Origin of the sequence: Bacillus sp. CDB3, assembly GCF_002081505.1 — a bacterium.
Lineage (GTDB): Bacteria > Bacillota > Bacilli > Bacillales > Bacillaceae_G > Bacillus_A > Bacillus_A cereus_AT.
The window spans coordinates 1-18,802 of the sequence record NZ_ALBR01000069.1 but is presented as its reverse complement, the minus strand read 5'-3'; the positions used below and the strand labels follow the sequence as shown (position 1 = coordinate 18,802).

The following is an 18,802-nucleotide window of genomic DNA, read 5'->3' as shown; positions in this document are numbered from 1 at the left end:
ACCGGGATGAAGAGAACATTAATTGGACTGATAGCATTTCTAATTATAATGTTTCCAGTACGTATATATGCTGAAGAGTGGAGTGAACTAACTGGATTGCTAGATGACTCTTTACAGTTAGTAAAGAAAAATGAAGATGAGAAGGCAATACAAGTACTGCACCATTTCTCAGAGCAGTTTCTATCAAAGGAAAATGAAAATAATTCAAAAGTAACTCCGGGACAAATTAGAGTCGTTTCTTTGGCATACGATAAGGCGAAACAATCTCTTGCGGAAGATTTAGATAGGCAAGTTAAAGTTGATAATATGTTAGCGTTACAACTTGCTGTTGATGCACAAGTATCTAAATATCAGCCACTTTGGATGGAAAGAGAAAGAAAGATTATGGATACTTTTTCTCAAGTAGAAAAAGCGATGAAAAAAGAAGATGATGGACAGTTCCAACAAACGCTAAATACATTTTTAAATGAATTTAATATTATTTATCCGAGTTTAATGATTGCCCTGCCAGAAAACGAAGCGCAGCGTGTAAATGCACATTTATCTTATTTGGATGAATTTCGTAACGTTATGTTAAAAACAAAAGGTGGACAAATGCAACTAGGGATTATTAAAGGTGATTTACAAAAAATATTTCATACAGTAAAAAAAGATGAGATTGCGCCCTCTCTCATTTGGTTTATGACCATTACTGGAGGACTTATTTTGTTCACTTTAACGTATGTTGGGTGGAGAAAGTATAAAGGAGAGAGAGAGAAACGGAGAAGTAACTTGCATTCTAAAGATAGATAATGTGTATAAATAAAGATACGGATTGTAAGGTTTATTTATTGACAATGGTGTAAGAAAAAAATAGAATGAGAAGTACTATAATTAAAACTTCAATGGAGGTTTATGATGTTTTATTTAATTTACTTCGCGATCATTTTGATCATACCGTTGTATGCACAGTCAAAAGTACGTAGTGCCTATAGCAAGTATTCACAAGTTTATTCAACTTCAGGTATGACAGGAGCGGAAGTTGCTCGGAAAATTTTAGATGAAAATGGATTGTACAATGTAGCTGTAGAAGAAACACCGGGTCATTTGTCGGACCATTACGATCCAACCGCAAAAACAGTTCGATTATCAACAGATAACTATTATGGACATTCAGTTGCTGGTACAGCTGTAGCAGCACACGAAGTAGGACATGCAATTCAAGATGCGAAAGATTATAACTTCATGCGTGTACGCCATTCGTTAGTGCCAGTTGCTAATTTTGGTTCAAACATGTCATGGGTATTTGTACTAATTGGTGTATTTGCACAAATGTCTGGTTTGTTGTTACTAGGAATTATTTTAATGGCAGCAGGTGTTATTTTCCAACTTGTTACATTGCCAGTTGAATTTGATGCATCAAAACGTGCAATGCAACAAATTGAAGCACTTGGTATCGTATCGACAGATGAGTACGGTCAAGCTCGTAAAGTATTAAATGCGGCAGCATTAACATATGTAGCAGCAGCGGCTGTAGCAGTATTTGAATTATTACGCCTTGTATTAATTTATACTGGTATGCAGCGTAGCGACGATTAAAGACTATCAATTATGATAGTCTTTTTTTGTTCCGTGGAATGAATCTTATAACATGTTACAAATGGAAATAATAGAAATAATATGGGTATAGAACTAGTTAAAAAAGATAAGTATGGAATGTTGAAAGAAGGTGACAGACATAGAATACCCAGAACATTTAGTTAAACAAGTGAGGGAGCGAAGTGCTACATACCAATTAGAAGGTTTTTTAAGTGGACAAGGTCCTAGAAATCCGAAATTAATGCTTGTTGGAGAAGCACCTGGTGAAACGGAAATTCATAATGGTATCCCGTTTAGCGGGAAAGCCGGAAAACATTTAATGGAGTTTTTAGAACGTATTCACGTTACAAGGGAAGAGGTATATATTACGAGTGCGGTTCGGAGTAGACCTTATAAATGGAGAGAGAAAAGGGAACGAAATGGCGAAATAATACAGAAGAAGTACAATAGAACACCAAATCAAGGAGAAATACTTGCTCATGCACCTTTGTTAGACTATGAGTTGGAACTTATACATCCGCCTGTTATTGTGACACTTGGTAATATTGCACTGCAGCGTTTCGTTGGTAAAAATAATAAAATTACGAGTGTTCATGGTGAATTGTTAAAGCAACCCGTGCAGCAATTGAAAGATAGTAGCAGTACAGAATTTATATGGACAGAAAAAGAATATTATATTTTTCCGACCTTTCATCCAGCTTCAATTTTTTATAATCGGAGTTTATTGGAGCTCATTTATGAGGATTTGGAGAAACTTAAAAGATGTATAATAAAAAACTAGAAAAGCTAAAGAGCTTTTCTAGTTGAATTTAATTATGTAACGGATTTTTATTTTCATCTAGTGTAAATCCTTCACCGACGACATCATGTACATCACTTACAGCAACAAAGGCGTGAGGGTCTACAGAAGTAATGATATTTTTTAATTTCACGATTTCGTTTTTTGCAACGACACAATATAGTACATTTCGTTCAACTTTTGTATAGGATCCAACTGCTTTTAAAAAGGTAGCTCCGCGCTCCATTTCTGATAAAATTTTTGCAGCAATTTCATCGTTTTTATCAGAAATAATAGTTGCACCTTTTGCTGCATAAGCTCCTTCTTGCATAAAATCAATAACCTTAGCCCCGATAAAAACAGCAACTAACGTATACATGCCCTCGCGGTATGATAAATATGTAAGAATAGAGACAATAATAACGACCGCATCAAACATAAACATCGTTTTCCCCATACTCCAGCCAACATATTTATGAGCTAGTCTTGCGATAATATCAACACCGCCAGTAGTCCCACCATATTTAAATATAATCCCAAGTCCTATACCGATAAATGCCCCTGCGAATAAAGCAGCCAGTGTCATATCATTTTGCAAGTTTAAATGTAAGTTGAGTAATTCGTAGCGCTGGAAAATCCATAGGAATAAAGATACGCTAAATGTACCGATTAATGTATATAAAAATGTTGTTCGGCCGAGTAACTTCCAACCAATAAAAAATATAGGGATATTTAAAATTAAGTTTGTATAGGAAGGGTCAAGCGAAAATAGAAAATATAATAATAGCGTAATACCGGTAAACCCACCCTCTGCAAGATGGTTTTCAATATTGATATTCACAATACCGAAAGAAAAAATAGCGGAACCGATTAAGATGAAAATGATATTTCGAATCTTCAAGTTTGCTTTCATATAGAAATCCCCCTAGTTATGTAATGATTGGAATTGCTCCGCTTAAACGGCAAAACATAATAAGTTATTTCTAGCTGCTAATAAAAATAGTGAATATCATAGGAACCCGATTGGTTCAGGCTAATCTTTTGCAAAAATCACGCAAAAGAAGTTTCACTTTACCCCGTCCCAACGGCTGGTAGGAGATAAGGCGAAGAAGAAGGACAAACCAGCCGTAGGAACCCGATTGGTTCAACTAATCTTTTGCAAAAAACGCAAAAGAAGTTTCACTTTATTATAGTCTATCCAAAAAAGGGTCGCAAATAGGTGTTTGGCGGGGAATAATATTTGTCAAATCGCGATGAATTGGCTAACATGAAAGAGGAAGGAATAAGAGGTGACTAGTATGGAAGCAAAAACGATGAAAGATATGCAGAAGGAAGTAGATGCATATATCGGTCAATTTAAAGAAGGTTATTTTAGTCCGCTTGCAATGATGGCTCGTTTAACTGAAGAAATGGGAGAGCTTGCAAGAGAGGTAAATCATTATTATGGTGAGAAACCGAAAAAAACAACCGAAAAAGAACGTAGTATTGAAGAAGAGCTTGGAGATGTGTTATTTGTTATGATTTGTATGGCAAATAGTTTAAATATTGATTTAGAAACAGCACATAACATTGTAATGAATAAATTTAATACACGTGATAAAGATCGCTGGACACGTATTGATGAGGGAGAGAAAGAATAATGAAAGAAATTAAAGTAATTATCGCTGGACCAAGAGGACGTATGGGACATGAAGCAGTCCTTCTAATGGAAAGAACAGCGCATTTCAATTTAGTAGCAGCAATTGATTATAAGCATGGCGGAGAAAGAATTTCTGATTTATCTGGAATGCCAGCGCTAGATGCACCTATTTACGCAGATTTACATACTTGTTTAGATGAAGTAGAAGCAGATGTATTGTTAGATTTAACAACACCAGAAATTGGAAAGAAACATGTGACACTTGCAGTTGAACGTGGACTTCGATCTGTTATTGGTACAACTGGATTTACTGAAGAAGAACTAAAGCAATTAACAGAAAATGCAAAAGAAAAAGAAGTAGGAACAATTATCGCTCCAAACTTTGCAATTGGTGCAGTTCTTATGATGAAATTCTCACAAATGGCAGCGAAGTATTTCCATGATGTTGAAGTAATTGAATTACATCATGATCAAAAATTAGACGCACCATCTGGTACAGCGGTAAAAACAGTAGAATTAATTCGTCAAAATCGTGAATCAAAGCAGCAAGGTCATCCAAATGAAGTAGAGCAACTAGAAGGTGCTCGTGGTGCAAATGTAGATGGTATTCACATTCATAGCGTGCGTTTACCAGGACTTATTGCTCACCAAGAAGTAATGTTCGGTGGAGATGGACAAATGCTAACAGTTCGTCATGATTCATTCAATCGTGCATCATTTATGTCAGGTGTAAAACTATCAATTGAGACAGTAATGAACCTTGATCATCTTGTGTACGGTTTAGAAAATATTATTGACTAAAGGGGATATAACGGATGAAAATTGCCTTAATCGCACATGACAAAAAGAAAAATGATATGGTTTCGTTTGCATACGCGTATAAACCAATTTTTGAACAACATGAATTATTTGCAACAGGAACGACAGGACTTCGTATTATGGAAGCGACTGGTTTAGTTGTAACAAGGTACCAATCGGGTCCTCTTGGTGGCGATCAAGAAATTGGTGCCATGATTGCAAAAAATGATATGGATATGGTGATTTTTTTTCCGAGATCCACTAACGGCTCAGCCGCATGAACCAGATGTAAATGCGTTGCTTCGTTTATGTGATGTATATGCGATTCCACTTGCAACGAATATGGCAAGTGCTGAAATGTTAATGCATGCATTAGAGCGAGGAGATTTAGATTACCGCAAGTTAAGAAAATGAGGGGAACAATTATGAGTGGATTACATATATTAGCGTTTGGTGCTCATGCCGATGATGTTGAAATCGGCATGGCTGGTACCATTGCTAAATATACGAAGCAAGGGTATGAAGTAGGTATTTGTGATTTAACAGAAGCTGATCTTTCTTCTAACGGAACGATAGAGTTGAGAAAAGAAGAAGCAAAGGCGGCAGCTCGTATAATGGGAGTAAAAACGAGACTGAATTTAGCGATGCCAGACCGTGGTTTGTATATGAAAGAAGAATATATACGTGAAATTGTAAAGGTGATCCGTACATATAAACCAAAACTAGTTTTTGCACCGTATTATGAAGATCGTCACCCAGATCATGCAAATTGTGCAAAGCTGGTGGAAGAAGCTATTTTTTCAGCAGGAATTCGTAAATATATGCCGGAGCTTCCACCGCATCGCGTGGAGTCTTTTTATAATTATATGATTAATGGTTTTCATAAACCGAATTTTTGTATAGATATTAGTGAGTACCTATCGCAAAAAGTGGAAGCATTAGAAGCGTATGAAAGTCAGTTTTCAACAGGGAGTGATGGTGTGAAAACGCCGTTAACAGAAGGTTACGTTGAAACTGTGGTCGCCCGTGAGAAGATGTTTGGGAAAGAAGTTGGAGTGATGTATGCCGAAGGATTTATGAGTAAGAAACCGGTTTTATTACATGCTGATTTAATAGGGGGATGTAAATGAGATTGAAAATAGGTATTACATGTTATCCTTCTGTAGGTGGTTCTGGTGTTGTTGGAACGGAATTAGGAAAGCAATTGGCGGAACGTGGGCATGAAATTCATTTTATTACATCGGGTGTACCATTCCGGTTAAATAAAGTGTATCCAAACATTTATTTTCACGAAGTAGCAGTAAATCAATATTCAGTATTTCAATATCCACCTTACGATTTAGCGTTAGCAAGTAAAATGGCCGAGGTTGCTCAAAGAGAAAATCTTGATATTTTACATGTGCATTATGCAATCCCTCATGCTATTTGTGCATATTTAGCAAAACAAATGATTGGAGAGCGTATTAAAATTGTTACAACCTTACATGGAACAGATATTACTGTGTTAGGTTCCGATCCTTCGTTAAATAATTTAATTCGCTTTGGTATTGAACAATCTGATGTAGTTACTGCTGTGTCACATTCGTTAATTGAAGAAACGAATGAACTTGTAAAACCAGATAAAGAAATTGAGACGGTATACAATTTTGTAGACGAACGTGTGTATTTCAAACGTGATATGTCTCAATTAAAAAAAGAATATGGTATACGAGAAAATGAAAAAGTGTTGATTCATATTTCAAATTTCCGAAAGGTTAAGCGTGTACAGGATGTTGTGCAGTCGTTTGCCAAAATTGTAAAGGGAGTAGATGCGAAATTGCTTCTTGTTGGGGATGGACCAGAGTTCTGTACTATTTTACAATTGGTGAAAAGTTTACATATTGAGGAACGTGTCTTATTCCTAGGAAAGCAAGATAATGTTGCAGAGCTTCTTGCGATGAGTGATTTAATGCTGCTTTTATCAGAAAAGGAAAGTTTTGGTCTCGTTATATTAGAAGCGATGGCGTGTGGTGTGCCTAGTATCGGAACGAGGGTTGGGGGCATTCCAGAGGTCATTCAACATGGTGAAACAGGATATATATGTGAAGTTGGAGATACAGATGGAATAGCTAAGCAAGCAATTCAACTACTAGAAAATGAAGAACTTCACCGTAATATGGGGGAGCGGGCGATGAAATCTGTATATGAGCAGTTTCGTTCGGAAAAAATCGTTTCACAGTATGAGGCGATTTATTATGACATACTAAGGGATGACAAGAATGGAAAGATTTAAAAAAGCTAGTTCAATTATTGAGATATTAAAACAGCACGGACATGAGGCTTACTTCGTTGGTGGAAGTGTACGCGATCTTATTATCGATAGACCAATTGGAGATATCGATATCGCAACATCTGCCTTACCAGAAGAAGTAATGGCTATTTTCCCAAGACATGTTCCGGTTGGTCTTGAGCATGGAACTGTAATTGTTGTAGAAAATGGTGAACCGTATGAGGTAACTACTTTTCGAACAGAAAGCGAATATGAAGATTTTCGGAGACCTAGTAGTGTTCAATTTGTCCGTTCATTAGAAGAGGATGTAAAACGACGTGATTTCACGATGAATGCAATTGCAATGACAGAGGAAGGCGAAATGATTGATTTATTTGCTGGGCAAGAAGCGATTCGTCTGAAGGAAATTACAACGGTTGGAGATGCTGCAGACCGTTTTCAAGAAGATGCACTGCGAATGATGCGTGGTATTCGGTTCGTAAGTACGTTAGGTTTCTCTTTGGAAACAAAGACGAAACAAGCAATTGAAACGTATGGGCATTTGCTCGAACATATAGCGATTGAAAGAATTACAGTTGAGTTCGAAAAGTTATTGACGGGTACGTATTGTGTGAAAGGGCTTCAAGAATTGGTAGAAACGAAGCTATTTTCTCATCTGCCATATTTACAAATGTCAGAAGAAAGACTCTTGAAAGCTACGCAGTATAAATGGGATTCTTTTGAAACAGACATTGAGGCGTGGGCATTTTTCTTATATTGTATCGGAGAAGAGCATCCATCTGTCTTTTTACGTCAATGGAAGTTCTCGAATAAAAAGATTAAGGATATTGTAGCGGTGTTATTAGCAATTCGTTCTAGAAAGGAGAAGGAATGGGATACAGTCCTTCTTTATAAAACTGGAATTCACATCGCTGAAATGGCGGAAAGAGTATATGAAGCGATAATAGAAAGTTATAATAGCGCGTCTGTTAAGCAAGTACAATCATTATTTCATGCATTGCCGATAAAAAATCGTCAAGAAATGAATGTGACTGGTAATGATTTATTAAGCTGGGCAGATAAAAAGCCAGGTCCGTGGGTTGCCGAAGTGCTTCAAAACATTGAAGAAGCAATCGTACAAGGAGATTTAGTCAATAAGAAAGAGAATATAAGGGAGTGGCTAGAAAAATGCAATCTACTATAAGAAAGCAGTTATTGCAAGTTTTTTCTGAAGCAGATGGTGAATTTGTATCTGGTCAAACACTTAGTGATAAACTTGGTTGTTCTAGAACTGCTGTATGGAAGCATATGGAGGATCTTCGTAATGAGGGATATGAACTCGAAGCTGTACGCCGCTTAGGTTATCGAATTGCTAGTAAACCAGATAAGGTAACTGCTAATGAAATTCAATTAGGATTACAAACAGAGCGTATAGGTAGAACGGTTTATTTTGAAGAATCAGTTGAATCTACTCAGCATATTGCAGCAAGACTTGCTTATGAAGGAGCAGAAGAAGGAACAATCGTCGTTGCAGAAGAACAAACAGCAGGTAGAGGGCGTTTAAGTAGAAAATGGCATTCACCAAAAGGGACTGGAATTTGGATGAGTATTATATTGCGTCCATCTATTCCAGTTCATCATGCACCACAGCTTACTTTATTAGCAGCTGTTAGTGTGGCGCAAGCAATTGAAAAATGTACGGGTTTGAATGTAGGGATTAAATGGCCAAACGACATTTTAATTCAAGGTAAAAAAGCTGTCGGTATATTAACGGAGATGCAAGCTGATCCAGATAAAATTAATGCTGTAATTATGGGGATAGGTATTAATGCAAATCAAAAACAAGAGCATTTTGATGAGGAAATTCAGCACATTGCAACTTCGTTAGCCATTGAGTCAGGGAAACCAATTGTTCGTGCGGAACTTATGCAACAAATCTTTTTACAATTAGAAAAATTGTATGAAGAGTATTTAAAAAATGGTTTCTCTGTTATAAAAATTCTTTGGGAAAGTTACGCAATAAGTATCGGAAAAGAAATTACAGCTCGAACGATGAAGCAAACGATTAATGGATTAGCAAAAGGGATTACAGAGGATGGTGTATTGCTGCTTGAGGATCATCAAGGACACGTACATCACATTCATTCTGCGGATATAGAAATTAAGTAAAAGAAGTTCCTATTTTGGAGCTTCTTTTTGTCATTTAGACATTAATAAATTTCACATATCGTAATCAGGATAGAAAATTATTTTTTCGAAAAAATGTAGCAATTCCTTTTCAGAGTTTGCTATAATTAGTTCGAATATGGGCAGTATCAAAGCGAACTGCACCATTATTTTACGCAGTATGAAAAAATAATACTTTGGATTCTGCCTTGATCCAATAACGGACTGGGACAGAGGGATGAATAATGCCGACTAACACACAACCCTTCTGCCCTTTTATGGCCAGAGGGGTTTTTTATATGATTTCGGCCATCTCCTCTCTCCTGTATAAAGGAGGAGTAGTTTTTGAAAACAAAAACAGATTTTTTGAAAATGAAAGAGCAAGGTGAGCCGATTACAATGCTAACGGCGTATGATTATCCATCTGCTAAATTAGCAGAAGAAGCTAAAGTCGATATGATTTTAGTTGGTGATTCTCTAGGAATGGTTGTACTTGGATATGATTCAACAGTTCCAGTAACAGTAGAGGATATGATTCATCATACGAAAGCTGTACGCCGCGGCGCGAAAGAGACGTTTATTGTAACTGATATGCCATTCATGTCTTATCATATTTCATTGCAAGATACGATGTTGAATGCACGCCGTATTGTTCAAGAGAGTGGTGCCCATGCACTGAAGGTAGAAGGTGCGGGAGAAGTGATATCAACCATTCACTACTTGACGAATGCGGGAATTCCTGTTGTGGCGCACTTAGGTTTAACTCCTCAATCTGTAGGAGTGCTAGGTGGATATAAAGTACAAGGAAAAGACGCTGAAAGTGCAAAAAAATTAATAGAAGATGCGAAGAAATGTGAGGAAGCTGGTGCAATTGCACTCGTGTTAGAGTGTGTGCCAATGCAGTTAGCAGAACTTATTTCAGAGCAATTAACAATTCCAACAATCGGGATTGGCGCAGGACAAAAAGTAGATGGGCAAGTGCTTGTTTATCATGATCTTATCTCATACGGCGTAAATCGTGTTCCGAAATTTGTGAAGCAATATACGTCTGTTCAAGAGGAAATTGTACGTGGGATTTCTCAATATGTTGCTGAAGTAAAGACAAGACAATTTCCTGAAGAAAAACATTCGTTCACAATGAAAGAGGAAGAATGCTTAGCGTTATACGGAGGAAAACAATAATGAAAATCATAACTACAGTGCAAGAGATGCAGCAAATTACAAACGAACTTCGTACAAGTGGAAAAAGTATCGGTTTTGTTCCAACGATGGGGTATTTACATGAAGGGCATGCGACTTTATTACGTAAGGCAAGAGAAGAAAATGAAATTGTAGTTTTAAGCGTCTTTGTCAATCCACTACAGTTTGGACCGAATGAAGATCTAGATCGATATCCTCGTGATATTGCTAGAGATGAAAATGTAGCAAAAGAAAACGGTGTAGATTATTTATTTTATCCGAGCGTAGAAGAAATGTATCCAGCAGAACAAACGACAACAGTAGAAGTTGTGAAGCGTACCGATGTATTATGCGGCAAACAAAGACCTGGTCATTTCGCTGGAGTTGCGACTGTACTCATGAAACTATTTAATATTACATTGCCAACGCGTGCTTATTTCGGTATGAAAGATGCACAGCAAGTTGCTGTCATTGAAGGATTTGTCGCTGATTTTAATATTCCGGTTACAATCGTACCAGTGGATATTGTAAGGGAAGAAGATGGATTAGCGAAAAGTTCTCGTAATGTGTATTTATCACAAGAAGAGCGTGAAGAGGCTCCTCATTTATATCGTAGTCTATGTATAGCGAAAGAAAGAATTGAGGCGGGCGAACGTAATTCAGAAATCATTACAAATCTTGTGAAAGAGTATATTGAGACGTATACGAAAGGCACTGTAGATTATGCTGATTTATATGCCTATCCTTCATTACAAGTAATGGATAAAATTGAAGGACGAATCATTTTAGCAATTGCAGTTAAATTTGACAATGTACGATTAATTGACAATATAACATTAACGGTTAAATAAGGGGGAGCATCTATGTTTCGCACAATGATGAGAGCGAAGTTACATCGCGCAACAGTAACAGAAGCAAATTTAAATTATGTAGGCAGTATTACAATTGATGAAGATTTAATGGATGCAGTAAATATTGTAGAAAATGAAAAAGTACAAATTGTAAATAACAATAATGGTGCTCGCTTAGAGACATATGTTATTAAAGGAGAACGCGGTAGCGGTGTTGTTTGTTTAAATGGTGCAGCTGCAAGGCTTGTACAGCCAGGGGATAAAGTTATTATTATTTGCTACGGCTTAGTGGCAGAAGAAAATGTTCATAAACAAGAGCCAAAAATTGCAGTGTTAGACGATGATAATCAAATTATTGAAATGTTAGGTGCTGAAAAAGCGGGCACGATATTATAAGTAGGAAGGCTATCTCTATTACGGAGATAGCTTTTTTGTGCATCTTTTCATTAAGATGCGATAAAACGTGGTATAGTAACATTATATAATTTTGTGTTTGATAGGTAAGAAATTGAGGTGTTACATATATGAGTAAGCGTTATGTCGTTGTGGATTTAGAGACGACAGGGAACTCCTGGAAGGATGGGAAGGATAAAATCACCCAAATTGCGGCTGTTGTAGTGGAAGATGGAGAGATATTAGAGATTTTTTCATCTTTTATTAATCCGAAGAGAGAGATTCCACCATTTATTACAGAATTAACAGGGATTGATGAGAGTTTGGTTAAGCAAGCCCCGTTATTTCAAGATGTAGCCCCGATGATTGTTGAGCTATTACAAGGTGCAGCTTTCGTTGCACATAACGTTCACTTTGATTGGAATTTTTTAACGGAAGAATTAAAGCAGGCTGGATATACAGAAGTACATTGCCCAAAAGTTGATACAGTTGAGTTGGCGCAAATTCTTTTGCCGACAGCTGATAGTTATAAATTACGTGATTTAGCTAAGAAACATGAACTAGAGCACGATCAACCACATCGTGCGGATAGCGATGCTCTTGCAACGGCGGAATTGTTTATACAATTTTTAAATGAAATCGAAAAGTTACCGCTTGTCACGTTGCAATCGCTTTATGAATTAAGTGATGTTTTCCAAAGTGATATAGCTGATGTGCTTTCTGAAAATATTTTAAAGAAAATGATGCATGGTAAAGAAAGGGCAGAGGGGTATGAAGTGTATCGAAATATTGCGCTTCGAAAGCGGAATTATTCTTTAAGTCTCAGTGAAACATGCTCATCTAAATTTGATGCTTTCTTACATAAGACAATGGATAAACTTGAGTTAAGTATGCCAAAGTTTCAAAAAAGAGAAAGCCAACAGATTATGATGAAGGAAATATATACAGCGCTAAGAGATTCTAGGTTTTCACTTATTGAAGCAGGAACAGGTACGGGGAAGACACTTGCATATTTACTTCCAAGTATTTATTTTGCAAAGAAAAAAGAAGAACCTGTCATTATAAGTACACAAACTGTACAACTGCAACAACAAATACTAGAAAAAGAAATACCGTTATTACAGAAAATAATGTCATTTTCATTTGAAGTAGCTCTTCTGAAAGGAAGAAAGCATTACCTTTGTCTACACAAATTTGAATATGCTTTGCAAGAGGAAGAGAAAAATTATGATATGGCGCTCACAAAGGCAAAAATTTTAGTGTGGTTATTGCAAACGGAAACTGGCGATCGTGATGAATTAAATATTCCTGAGGGCGGCAAGTTACTTTGGAACCGTATTTGTAGTGATGTACATAGTCCAGGCGGGATGCAAAGCAACTGGTATAGTCGTTGTTTTTATCAAAGAGCAAAGAATAAAGCGTTATTTGCAGATATCGTTATTACAAATCATGCGTTATTATTTCAAGATTTTTCAAGTGAAGAACCACTGTTTGCTTCATATGAACATATTATTTTTGATGAAGCTCATCATATCGAGGAAGCGGCGAGTAGAACATTAGGTGAACAGTTCTCATGCATGTATTTTCAATTAGCTTTATCTCGTCTTGGTACGCTAGAAACAGATGATGTACTTTCTAAAGTATATAAGATGATGAAAAAATCAGAGCAAGCATCGCGTTCGACTTTCCGTATGGTGAGTCATAGTTTGAAGGAATTGAAATTTGATGCGGATGAACTATTTCAAATGTTACGGGCTTTCGTCTTTAAACAAACAAAGCAGGAACAAGGTATGAGCAATATGCCACTCATGTATCGATATAACACGGAAGTAGAGAAAGGTAAGTTATGGGATAGCATTACCGAGTTAACAACTCGATTTGTGTATGATGTAAGAAAGTTATTGACTACACTTGAGAAGCAAGCTGAAATATTGCAAAGTAAATTAGAATGGGAGATGCATGTCGTTACAGGTGAATTTATGCATTTAATTGAGTTGTTGAGAAAGATGGTACAATCTTTACAATTACTCATTTTAGAAAAAAATTCATACGTGACATGGATGGAGACTGAAACGAAGGGAACGATTCATTCAACAGTTTTATATGCGCAGCCTGTTCATATTGGTGAAAGATTTGCTGATGAATTTTTAACCCAGAAAAAGAGTGTTATTTTCACATCAGCAACGTTAACAGTTAATGATTCATTCGACTATATAAAAGAGGAGCTAGGTTTACATGATTTTGCTCCCAATACATTAAAGGTTCCATCACCATTCCGTTTTGAAGAGCAAATGAAATTAATGGTTTCAACGGATGTACCTTTTATTAAGAAAGCAAGTAACGAAGAATATATTGAGTCTATATCGGCACATATTGCGAAAATAGCGAAAGCTACAAAAGGTAGAATGCTCGTTTTATTCACTTCGTATGAAATGTTGAAAGAAGCGTATACGAATTTGAAAAATGATGAGACATTAGAAGGATATTTATTATTAACGCAAAGTGTGAATAATAAGAGCCGAAGTCGTCTAATCCGCAAATTCCAGGAGTTCGACAAATCGATTTTGTTAGGAACAAGTAGTTTTTGGGAAGGGATAGATATACCTGGAGATGCCCTGAGTTGTCTTGTCATTGTCCGTCTTCCTTTTACCCCTCCTCATCAGCCGATGATGGAAGCAAAAGGAGAGTGGTTAAAAAATCAAGGAGAAGACGTATTCGATAAGTTAGCGCTCCCGCAAGCAATCTTGCGTTTCAAACAAGGGTTTGGTCGTCTTATTAGAACAAATACAGATACGGGAACTGTATTTGTATTAGATCGTCGTTTGACAAGTGCTTCCTATGGAAAACGATTTTTACAATCAATCCCAATTGTACCGCTCTATGAAGGACCGTTAGAAGAATTGTTAGTACAGTTAGAAGAATCGTCAAATGAATAAAATTGGAAGAAAAATACGCCTGAAGTACATTTAAACTTCAGGCGTAAAAAATGTGGGTAGGAGGAATTTTATTTTTCTTACTTCTTGTATACAAAATATATTGCTTTTCGATTTGAAACCTTTTTTTGCTGTACATGTCCTGCTATAATAGATGGGTGATGAAGCAGGGGTTGTAAAGAATGTACTCTTATTGTAACCGCATTGCGTTCTTCTATAATTAGAAATTTTTGTGTAACGGAGGAGTTTTTTCATGGATAAGAAAATCGAAGTCCTATCAACGACACGTATTAAATATTCGTCTGACTTGTATAAAATTGTTGATAGTTTGAATCGTACGTTAAAAGAGCAGGACCTCATGTTCGGATTAGCATTAGACGAAAAAGATAAAGAAATAGCTGTATTTACGATTTACAGAACGTAGTGATACAATGAAAAAGTGGATCTTTGCAATCGTAATCGTAATCGTTGCTAGCGGAATATATGGGGCGTATGTTTATAATAAAGCAATGGAAAAGAAAATTCCTAAAGAGACAAAATCTGTAGAAATTGCTAAAGAAAAAGCAAAGCTTACAAAGGTAAAATCTGTGGATTATTATAATGGAAATTCTTCATATACAGTCGTGCAAGGTTTAGACGAAAAAGGAGAACAAATTATTGTTTGGGTGCCTGATAAAAAAGGAAATGTCCTTGTGAAGAAAAAGAGTGAAGGTATTTCTGAAAAAGAAGCTTTGCAAAAATTGGCTGAACAAGCAACAGGAGAAGGTGCTGAGCCGAAGCCGAAACCAAAAGAAATTATAAAAGTAAAATTAGGTGCTCAAAACGATATTCCATTGTGGGAAATTACATATATTGATCAGGAAGATCGTTATACGTATTACTATTTAGAGTTTCAAAATGGGGTTTATGCTGGACACTACAGCATTGAAAAATAGATGTAGGGGGAACTACAAATGAAATTAGCAAAGCGAGTAGCTGCTTTAACACCATCTGCAACTTTAGAAATTACAGCAAAGGCACAAGCATTAAAAGCAGAAGGTCATGATGTAATTGGATTAGGAGCAGGAGAACCTGACTTTAATACGCCAGAACATATTATGGATGCTGCGCATAAAGCGATGTTAGAAGGACATACGAAGTATACACCAACAGGTGGATTACAAGCGTTAAAACAAGAAATTGTGAAGAAGTTTACTCGTGATCAAGGAATTGCGTATGATCCATCTGAAATTATTGTATGTAATGGTGCCAAGCATGCATTATATACATTATTCCAAGTGTTACTTGATGAAGGAGATGAAGTTATCATCCCAACTCCTTATTGGGTAAGTTATCCTGAGCAAGTAAAGCTTGCTGGTGGTAAGCCAGTTTATGTAGAAGGTCTAGAAGGCAATGAGTACAAAATTACAGCAAAGCAGCTGCGTGAGGCAATTACAGAGAAAACGAAAGCAGTTATTATTAATTCACCGAGTAATCCAACAGGGATGATTTACAGCAAAGAAGAATTACAACAGCTTGGAGAAGTATGTTTAGAACATGATATCTTAATCGTTTCAGATGAGATTTATGAAAAATTAATTTATGGTGACGCGGAATATACTTCAATTGCCCAGCTTTCTAATGCATTAAAAGAACAAACACTTATTATTAATGGTGTATCTAAATCACATTCTATGACAGGTTGGCGTATTGGATATGCAGCTGGAAATAAGCAGCTTATTAAAGCGATGACGAACTTAGCGAGTCATAGTACGTCAAACCCTACTTCAATTGCTCAATACGGTGCAATTGCTGCGTATGCAGGCTCACAAGAACCTGTAGAAACAATGCGTCAAGCGTTTGAAGAAAGATTGAACATTATTTATGATAAATTAATTCAAATTCCTGGTTTCACTTGCATTAAGCCACAAGGTGCTTTTTACTTATTCCCAAATGTAAAAGAAGCCGTAGCATTAGCTGGGTATGATACAGTTGATGAGTGGGCAAAAGCATTATTAGAAGAAGAAAAGGTGGCTCTTGTTCCAGGTACAGGATTTGGTGCACCAAATAACGTTCGATTATCGTATGCGACATCTCTTGAGCAAGTTGAGAAAGCATTAGAACGAATTCATACGTTCATGAAAAGTAAAGTACAGGCTTAATCGTCTGTTTCTTATAGTAAATGGCAAAAAACCTCCCTATATATAGGGAGGTTTTTTTGACGAATTGTGGCAAAAAGAAATGGCTAAAGGTGTGTTATACTAGAAAGCGAGGTGTTTGGTGATGAAAAAGAAAATGATGTTACAATGGTTTGAACAGGGAAGCATAGCGATTCCTAAATTGCTTATGATGCATTATAAAAAGCTAGGTTTAAATGAGACGGAATTTATGGTAGTACTTCATGTACACACATTTTTAGAATCAGGTAATTCGTTCCCGACTCCTTCAGAGATTTCAGAACGGATGACGATAACAGAAATGAAATGCATGGAAGTGATTCAGACTTTAATCCAAAAAGGTTTTTTAGCACTAGAAGGTGGACGAAGATCTGAAGCGATGATGTGTGAAAGTTATTCTTTACAACCACTGTGGGAAAAAATATTGCACTTTTTAATGAATGAATCTATAGAGGAAGAGCAAAAAGAACAAAAACAAATTCAAGTAAATTTATATACAGTATTTGAAAAAGAATTCGGAAGACCACTTTCGCCATTTGAATGTGAAACATTAGGGATGTGGGAAGATCAAGATCAACACCATCCGAACTTAATTCAAGCGGCTCTTCGTGAAGCTGTTATGAGTGGTAAACTTAATTTCCGGTATATTGATCGTATTTTGTTTGAGTGGAAAAAGAACGGAATTAAAACGGTAGATCAAGCGCAAAATCAAGGCCAGAAATTTAGAGCGAATCAACAACGCACACAACAAACGACAAAACAAGAGACGAAATTTACTGGGAAAGTGCCTTTTTATAATTGGTTGGAGCAGTAGTGTAGGAGGAAAGATATGTTGAACAAAACGCAAATTCGTTATTGTTTAGATACAATGGCGGATATGTATCCAGAAGCGCATTGTGAATTAATTCATGATAATCCATTTGAACTTGTAATCGCAGTGGCATTATCTGCACAATGCACAGATGCACTTGTGAATAAAGTGACGAAAAACTTATTTCAAAAATATAAAACACCAGAAGATTATTTAAGTGTGTCTTTAGAAGAGTTACAACAAGATATACGTTCCATTGGATTGTTTAGAAATAAGGCGAAAAATATTCAAAAATTGTGCCGGATGTTACTAGATGATTATAACGGGAAAGTTCCAGAAGACCGTGACGAGCTGACGAAATTACCTGGAGTAGGGAGAAAGACAGCGAATGTAGTTGTTTCGGTAGCATTTGGAATTCCAGCAATTGCTGTTGATACGCATGTAGAGAGAGTAAGTAAACGGTTAGCAATTTGTAGATGGAAAGATTCTGTGTTAGAAGTGGAAAAGACATTGATGAAGAAAATTCCAATGGATGAGTGGGGAGTTACACACCATCGTATGATTTTCTTTGGACGTTATTACTGTAAGGCGCAGCGACCACAATGTGAAGAGTGCCGATTACTAGAAATATGTCGTGAAGGAAAGAAACGAATGAAGGGGAAATAAAGGATGGAGCGAGTTATAGAAATACCGAAAGAGTTTCGGTACGTACCATTTTTTAAAAAGAGTGCAAATTCGATTACGTATAATACAGACCAGTCTTTTGAAGAAATAATACAAAATACTTACTTTATATTTGATATTGAAAGACAATATGAGCCGTGGAATGAAATTGAAACAAGTATTCCAGCGGTGTTAAATGTATGGAAAAGCAGGCATGAAGAAATTGCTACACTATTTCGAAACCGAAAAAAACAAGAAGCTGAGGGTCCGATGATTCTTTTTGCAGCACACTTGCTATCGGTTGTATATTGGCTAAATGAGAAGCCTGTTCATAGTTTGAATGAGATGCAAGTAAATACGAATGAATTGGAAGCACAACCTGTTAATTTTATAGAACGATACTCATTTATTATAAAGAAACCGAGTAATTATCATTCGTATATTCAATTAGCACAGTTGTATATTGAAATAGAAAAAGCTACATGTTAAGAAAAATGATAACAAAAAAGAGAGTACTCGTTACGTACGTAGTAACGTACGTTACGTTTAGTTTAGTTTACGTTACTTACGTTACGTAGTACGTAACTAACTAACTACGTACTCGTCGTC

The 18,802-nt window shown here is 36.4% G+C and carries 19 protein-coding genes and 2 pseudogenes; 20 read left to right on the top strand and 1 reads right to left on the bottom strand.

Features of this window, described 5'->3' with window-relative positions; translation table 11 throughout:
- Window positions 1-6: 6 nt before the first annotated feature.
- The 3 genes from ypjB to CDB3_RS16610 all read left to right on the top strand — a co-directional run bounded on the left by ypjB (window position 7) and on the right by CDB3_RS16610 (window position 2,359).
- Window positions 7-792: a sporulation protein YpjB gene (ypjB, locus tag CDB3_RS16620; protein ID WP_128855284.1), complete on the top strand. Its 786-nt coding sequence runs from the start codon at window positions 7-9 to the stop codon at window positions 790-792.
- A 105-nt stretch (window positions 793-897) separates the two neighbouring features.
- On the top strand, window positions 898-1,578 hold the full coding sequence (locus CDB3_RS16615) for a zinc metallopeptidase (protein WP_000499538.1): 681 nt from the start codon (window positions 898-900) through the stop codon (window positions 1,576-1,578).
- Between the two features lie 139 nt (window positions 1,579-1,717).
- Window positions 1,718-2,359, top strand: coding sequence for a uracil-DNA glycosylase (locus tag CDB3_RS16610; protein WP_179139717.1), 642 nt, complete (start codon window positions 1,718-1,720; stop codon window positions 2,357-2,359).
- Between the two features lie 28 nt (window positions 2,360-2,387).
- Here the strand turns inward: CDB3_RS16610 and CDB3_RS16605 are convergent, their stop codons facing one another.
- The gene (locus CDB3_RS16605; protein ID WP_128855282.1) at window positions 2,388-3,269 is read right to left on the bottom strand and encodes a YitT family protein; all 882 of its coding nucleotides are present in this window, start codon (window positions 3,267-3,269) and stop codon (window positions 2,388-2,390) included.
- 385 nt (window positions 3,270-3,654) lie between these two features.
- Between CDB3_RS16605 and CDB3_RS16600 the strand changes: the two genes are divergently transcribed.
- From CDB3_RS16600 to CDB3_RS16520, 17 genes and pseudogenes are all read left to right on the top strand, one after another.
- Window positions 3,655-3,996 carry a nucleotide pyrophosphohydrolase gene (locus CDB3_RS16600; protein WP_002108639.1) on the top strand — a complete coding sequence of 114 codons (342 nt, stop codon included), beginning with the start codon at window positions 3,655-3,657 and terminating at the stop codon, window positions 3,994-3,996.
- Window positions 3,996-4,796, top strand: a complete 801-nt coding sequence (gene dapB, locus CDB3_RS16595) for a dihydrodipicolinate reductase (RefSeq protein WP_128855281.1) — start codon at window positions 3,996-3,998, stop codon at window positions 4,794-4,796. The genes CDB3_RS16600 and dapB overlap by 1 nt, the downstream gene beginning before the upstream one ends.
- A gap of 14 nt (window positions 4,797-4,810) precedes the next feature.
- Window positions 4,811-5,207, top strand: a pseudogene (mgsA, locus tag CDB3_RS16590) (methylglyoxal synthase).
- A gap of 11 nt (window positions 5,208-5,218) precedes the next feature.
- Window positions 5,219-5,923 carry a bacillithiol biosynthesis deacetylase BshB1 gene (gene bshB1, locus CDB3_RS16585; RefSeq protein WP_128855280.1) on the top strand — a complete coding sequence of 235 codons (705 nt, stop codon included), beginning with the start codon at window positions 5,219-5,221 and terminating at the stop codon, window positions 5,921-5,923.
- Window positions 5,920-7,065, top strand: coding sequence for an N-acetyl-alpha-D-glucosaminyl L-malate synthase BshA (gene bshA, locus CDB3_RS16580; RefSeq protein ID WP_128855279.1), 1,146 nt, complete (start codon window positions 5,920-5,922; stop codon window positions 7,063-7,065). Before bshB1 ends, bshA begins: the two co-directional genes overlap by 4 nt.
- On the top strand, window positions 7,052-8,245 hold the full coding sequence (locus tag CDB3_RS16575) for a CCA tRNA nucleotidyltransferase (protein WP_128855278.1): 1,194 nt from the start codon (window positions 7,052-7,054) through the stop codon (window positions 8,243-8,245). Before bshA ends, CDB3_RS16575 begins: the two co-directional genes overlap by 14 nt.
- Entirely contained in the window at window positions 8,230-9,210 is a 981-nt protein-coding gene (locus CDB3_RS16570; protein WP_128855277.1) for a biotin--[acetyl-CoA-carboxylase] ligase, read from the top strand. Before CDB3_RS16575 ends, CDB3_RS16570 begins: the two co-directional genes overlap by 16 nt.
- 342 nt (window positions 9,211-9,552) lie before the next feature.
- Entirely contained in the window at window positions 9,553-10,389 is an 837-nt protein-coding gene (panB, locus tag CDB3_RS16565) for a 3-methyl-2-oxobutanoate hydroxymethyltransferase (RefSeq protein ID WP_128855276.1), read from the top strand.
- Window positions 10,389-11,237 (top strand): pantoate--beta-alanine ligase, encoded by an 849-nt coding sequence (gene panC, locus CDB3_RS16560; protein WP_128855275.1) that lies wholly within the window; start codon window positions 10,389-10,391, stop codon window positions 11,235-11,237. The genes panB and panC overlap by 1 nt, the downstream gene beginning before the upstream one ends.
- 12 nt (window positions 11,238-11,249) lie before the next feature.
- Window positions 11,250-11,633 (top strand): aspartate 1-decarboxylase, encoded by a 384-nt coding sequence (panD, locus tag CDB3_RS16555; RefSeq protein ID WP_000490180.1) that lies wholly within the window; start codon window positions 11,250-11,252, stop codon window positions 11,631-11,633.
- A 128-nt stretch (window positions 11,634-11,761) separates the two neighbouring features.
- Window positions 11,762-14,566: an ATP-dependent DNA helicase DinG gene (gene dinG, locus CDB3_RS16550; RefSeq protein WP_128855274.1), complete on the top strand. Its 2,805-nt coding sequence runs from the start codon at window positions 11,762-11,764 to the stop codon at window positions 14,564-14,566.
- A 250-nt stretch (window positions 14,567-14,816) separates the two neighbouring features.
- Window positions 14,817-14,987 carry a YpmA family protein gene (locus tag CDB3_RS16545; protein WP_000358351.1) on the top strand — a complete coding sequence of 57 codons (171 nt, stop codon included), beginning with the start codon at window positions 14,817-14,819 and terminating at the stop codon, window positions 14,985-14,987.
- Window positions 14,988-14,994: 7 nt separating this feature from the next.
- The gene (locus tag CDB3_RS16540) at window positions 14,995-15,498 is read left to right on the top strand and encodes a cell wall elongation regulator TseB-like domain-containing protein (RefSeq protein WP_128855273.1); all 504 of its coding nucleotides are present in this window, start codon (window positions 14,995-14,997) and stop codon (window positions 15,496-15,498) included.
- A gap of 18 nt (window positions 15,499-15,516) precedes the next feature.
- Window positions 15,517-16,704 carry an aspartate transaminase AspB gene (aspB, locus tag CDB3_RS16535; RefSeq protein WP_097831705.1) on the top strand — a complete coding sequence of 396 codons (1,188 nt, stop codon included), beginning with the start codon at window positions 15,517-15,519 and terminating at the stop codon, window positions 16,702-16,704.
- A gap of 121 nt (window positions 16,705-16,825) precedes the next feature.
- Complete coding sequence (gene dnaD, locus CDB3_RS16530; protein ID WP_000728546.1) at window positions 16,826-17,533, top strand: DNA replication protein DnaD; 708 nt, start codon at window positions 16,826-16,828, stop codon at window positions 17,531-17,533.
- 15 nt (window positions 17,534-17,548) lie between these two features.
- Entirely contained in the window at window positions 17,549-18,196 is a 648-nt protein-coding gene (gene nth, locus CDB3_RS16525; protein WP_000933020.1) for an endonuclease III, read from the top strand.
- Between the two features lie 3 nt (window positions 18,197-18,199).
- Window positions 18,200-18,771 (top strand): annotated as a pseudogene (locus tag CDB3_RS16520) (YpoC family protein).
- Window positions 18,772-18,802: the final 31 nt, after the last annotated feature.

Coding starts and splice junctions, on each gene's coding strand:
- CDB3_RS16570 (WP_128855277.1), top strand. CDS start 8,230: ATGCAATCTACTATAAGAAAGCAGTTATTGCAAGTTTTTTCTGAAGCA.
- panC (WP_128855275.1), top strand. CDS start 10,389: ATGAAAATCATAACTACAGTGCAAGAGATGCAGCAAATTACAAACGAA.
- CDB3_RS16605 (WP_128855282.1), bottom strand. CDS start 3,269: ATGAAAGCAAACTTGAAGATTCGAAATATCATTTTCATCTTAATCGGT.
- CDB3_RS16540 (WP_128855273.1), top strand. CDS start 14,995: ATGAAAAAGTGGATCTTTGCAATCGTAATCGTAATCGTTGCTAGCGGA.
- panD (WP_000490180.1), top strand. CDS start 11,250: ATGTTTCGCACAATGATGAGAGCGAAGTTACATCGCGCAACAGTAACA.
- aspB (WP_097831705.1), top strand. CDS start 15,517: ATGAAATTAGCAAAGCGAGTAGCTGCTTTAACACCATCTGCAACTTTA.
- CDB3_RS16615 (WP_000499538.1), top strand. CDS start 898: ATGTTTTATTTAATTTACTTCGCGATCATTTTGATCATACCGTTGTAT.
- nth (WP_000933020.1), top strand. CDS start 17,549: ATGTTGAACAAAACGCAAATTCGTTATTGTTTAGATACAATGGCGGAT.
- ypjB (WP_128855284.1), top strand. CDS start 7: ATGAAGAGAACATTAATTGGACTGATAGCATTTCTAATTATAATGTTT.
- dnaD (WP_000728546.1), top strand. CDS start 16,826: ATGAAAAAGAAAATGATGTTACAATGGTTTGAACAGGGAAGCATAGCG.
- bshA (WP_128855279.1), top strand. CDS start 5,920: ATGAGATTGAAAATAGGTATTACATGTTATCCTTCTGTAGGTGGTTCT.
- CDB3_RS16545 (WP_000358351.1), top strand. CDS start 14,817: ATGGATAAGAAAATCGAAGTCCTATCAACGACACGTATTAAATATTCG.
- CDB3_RS16600 (WP_002108639.1), top strand. CDS start 3,655: ATGGAAGCAAAAACGATGAAAGATATGCAGAAGGAAGTAGATGCATAT.
- CDB3_RS16575 (WP_128855278.1), top strand. CDS start 7,052: ATGGAAAGATTTAAAAAAGCTAGTTCAATTATTGAGATATTAAAACAG.
- dinG (WP_128855274.1), top strand. CDS start 11,762: ATGAGTAAGCGTTATGTCGTTGTGGATTTAGAGACGACAGGGAACTCC.
- dapB (WP_128855281.1), top strand. CDS start 3,996: ATGAAAGAAATTAAAGTAATTATCGCTGGACCAAGAGGACGTATGGGA.
- bshB1 (WP_128855280.1), top strand. CDS start 5,219: ATGAGTGGATTACATATATTAGCGTTTGGTGCTCATGCCGATGATGTT.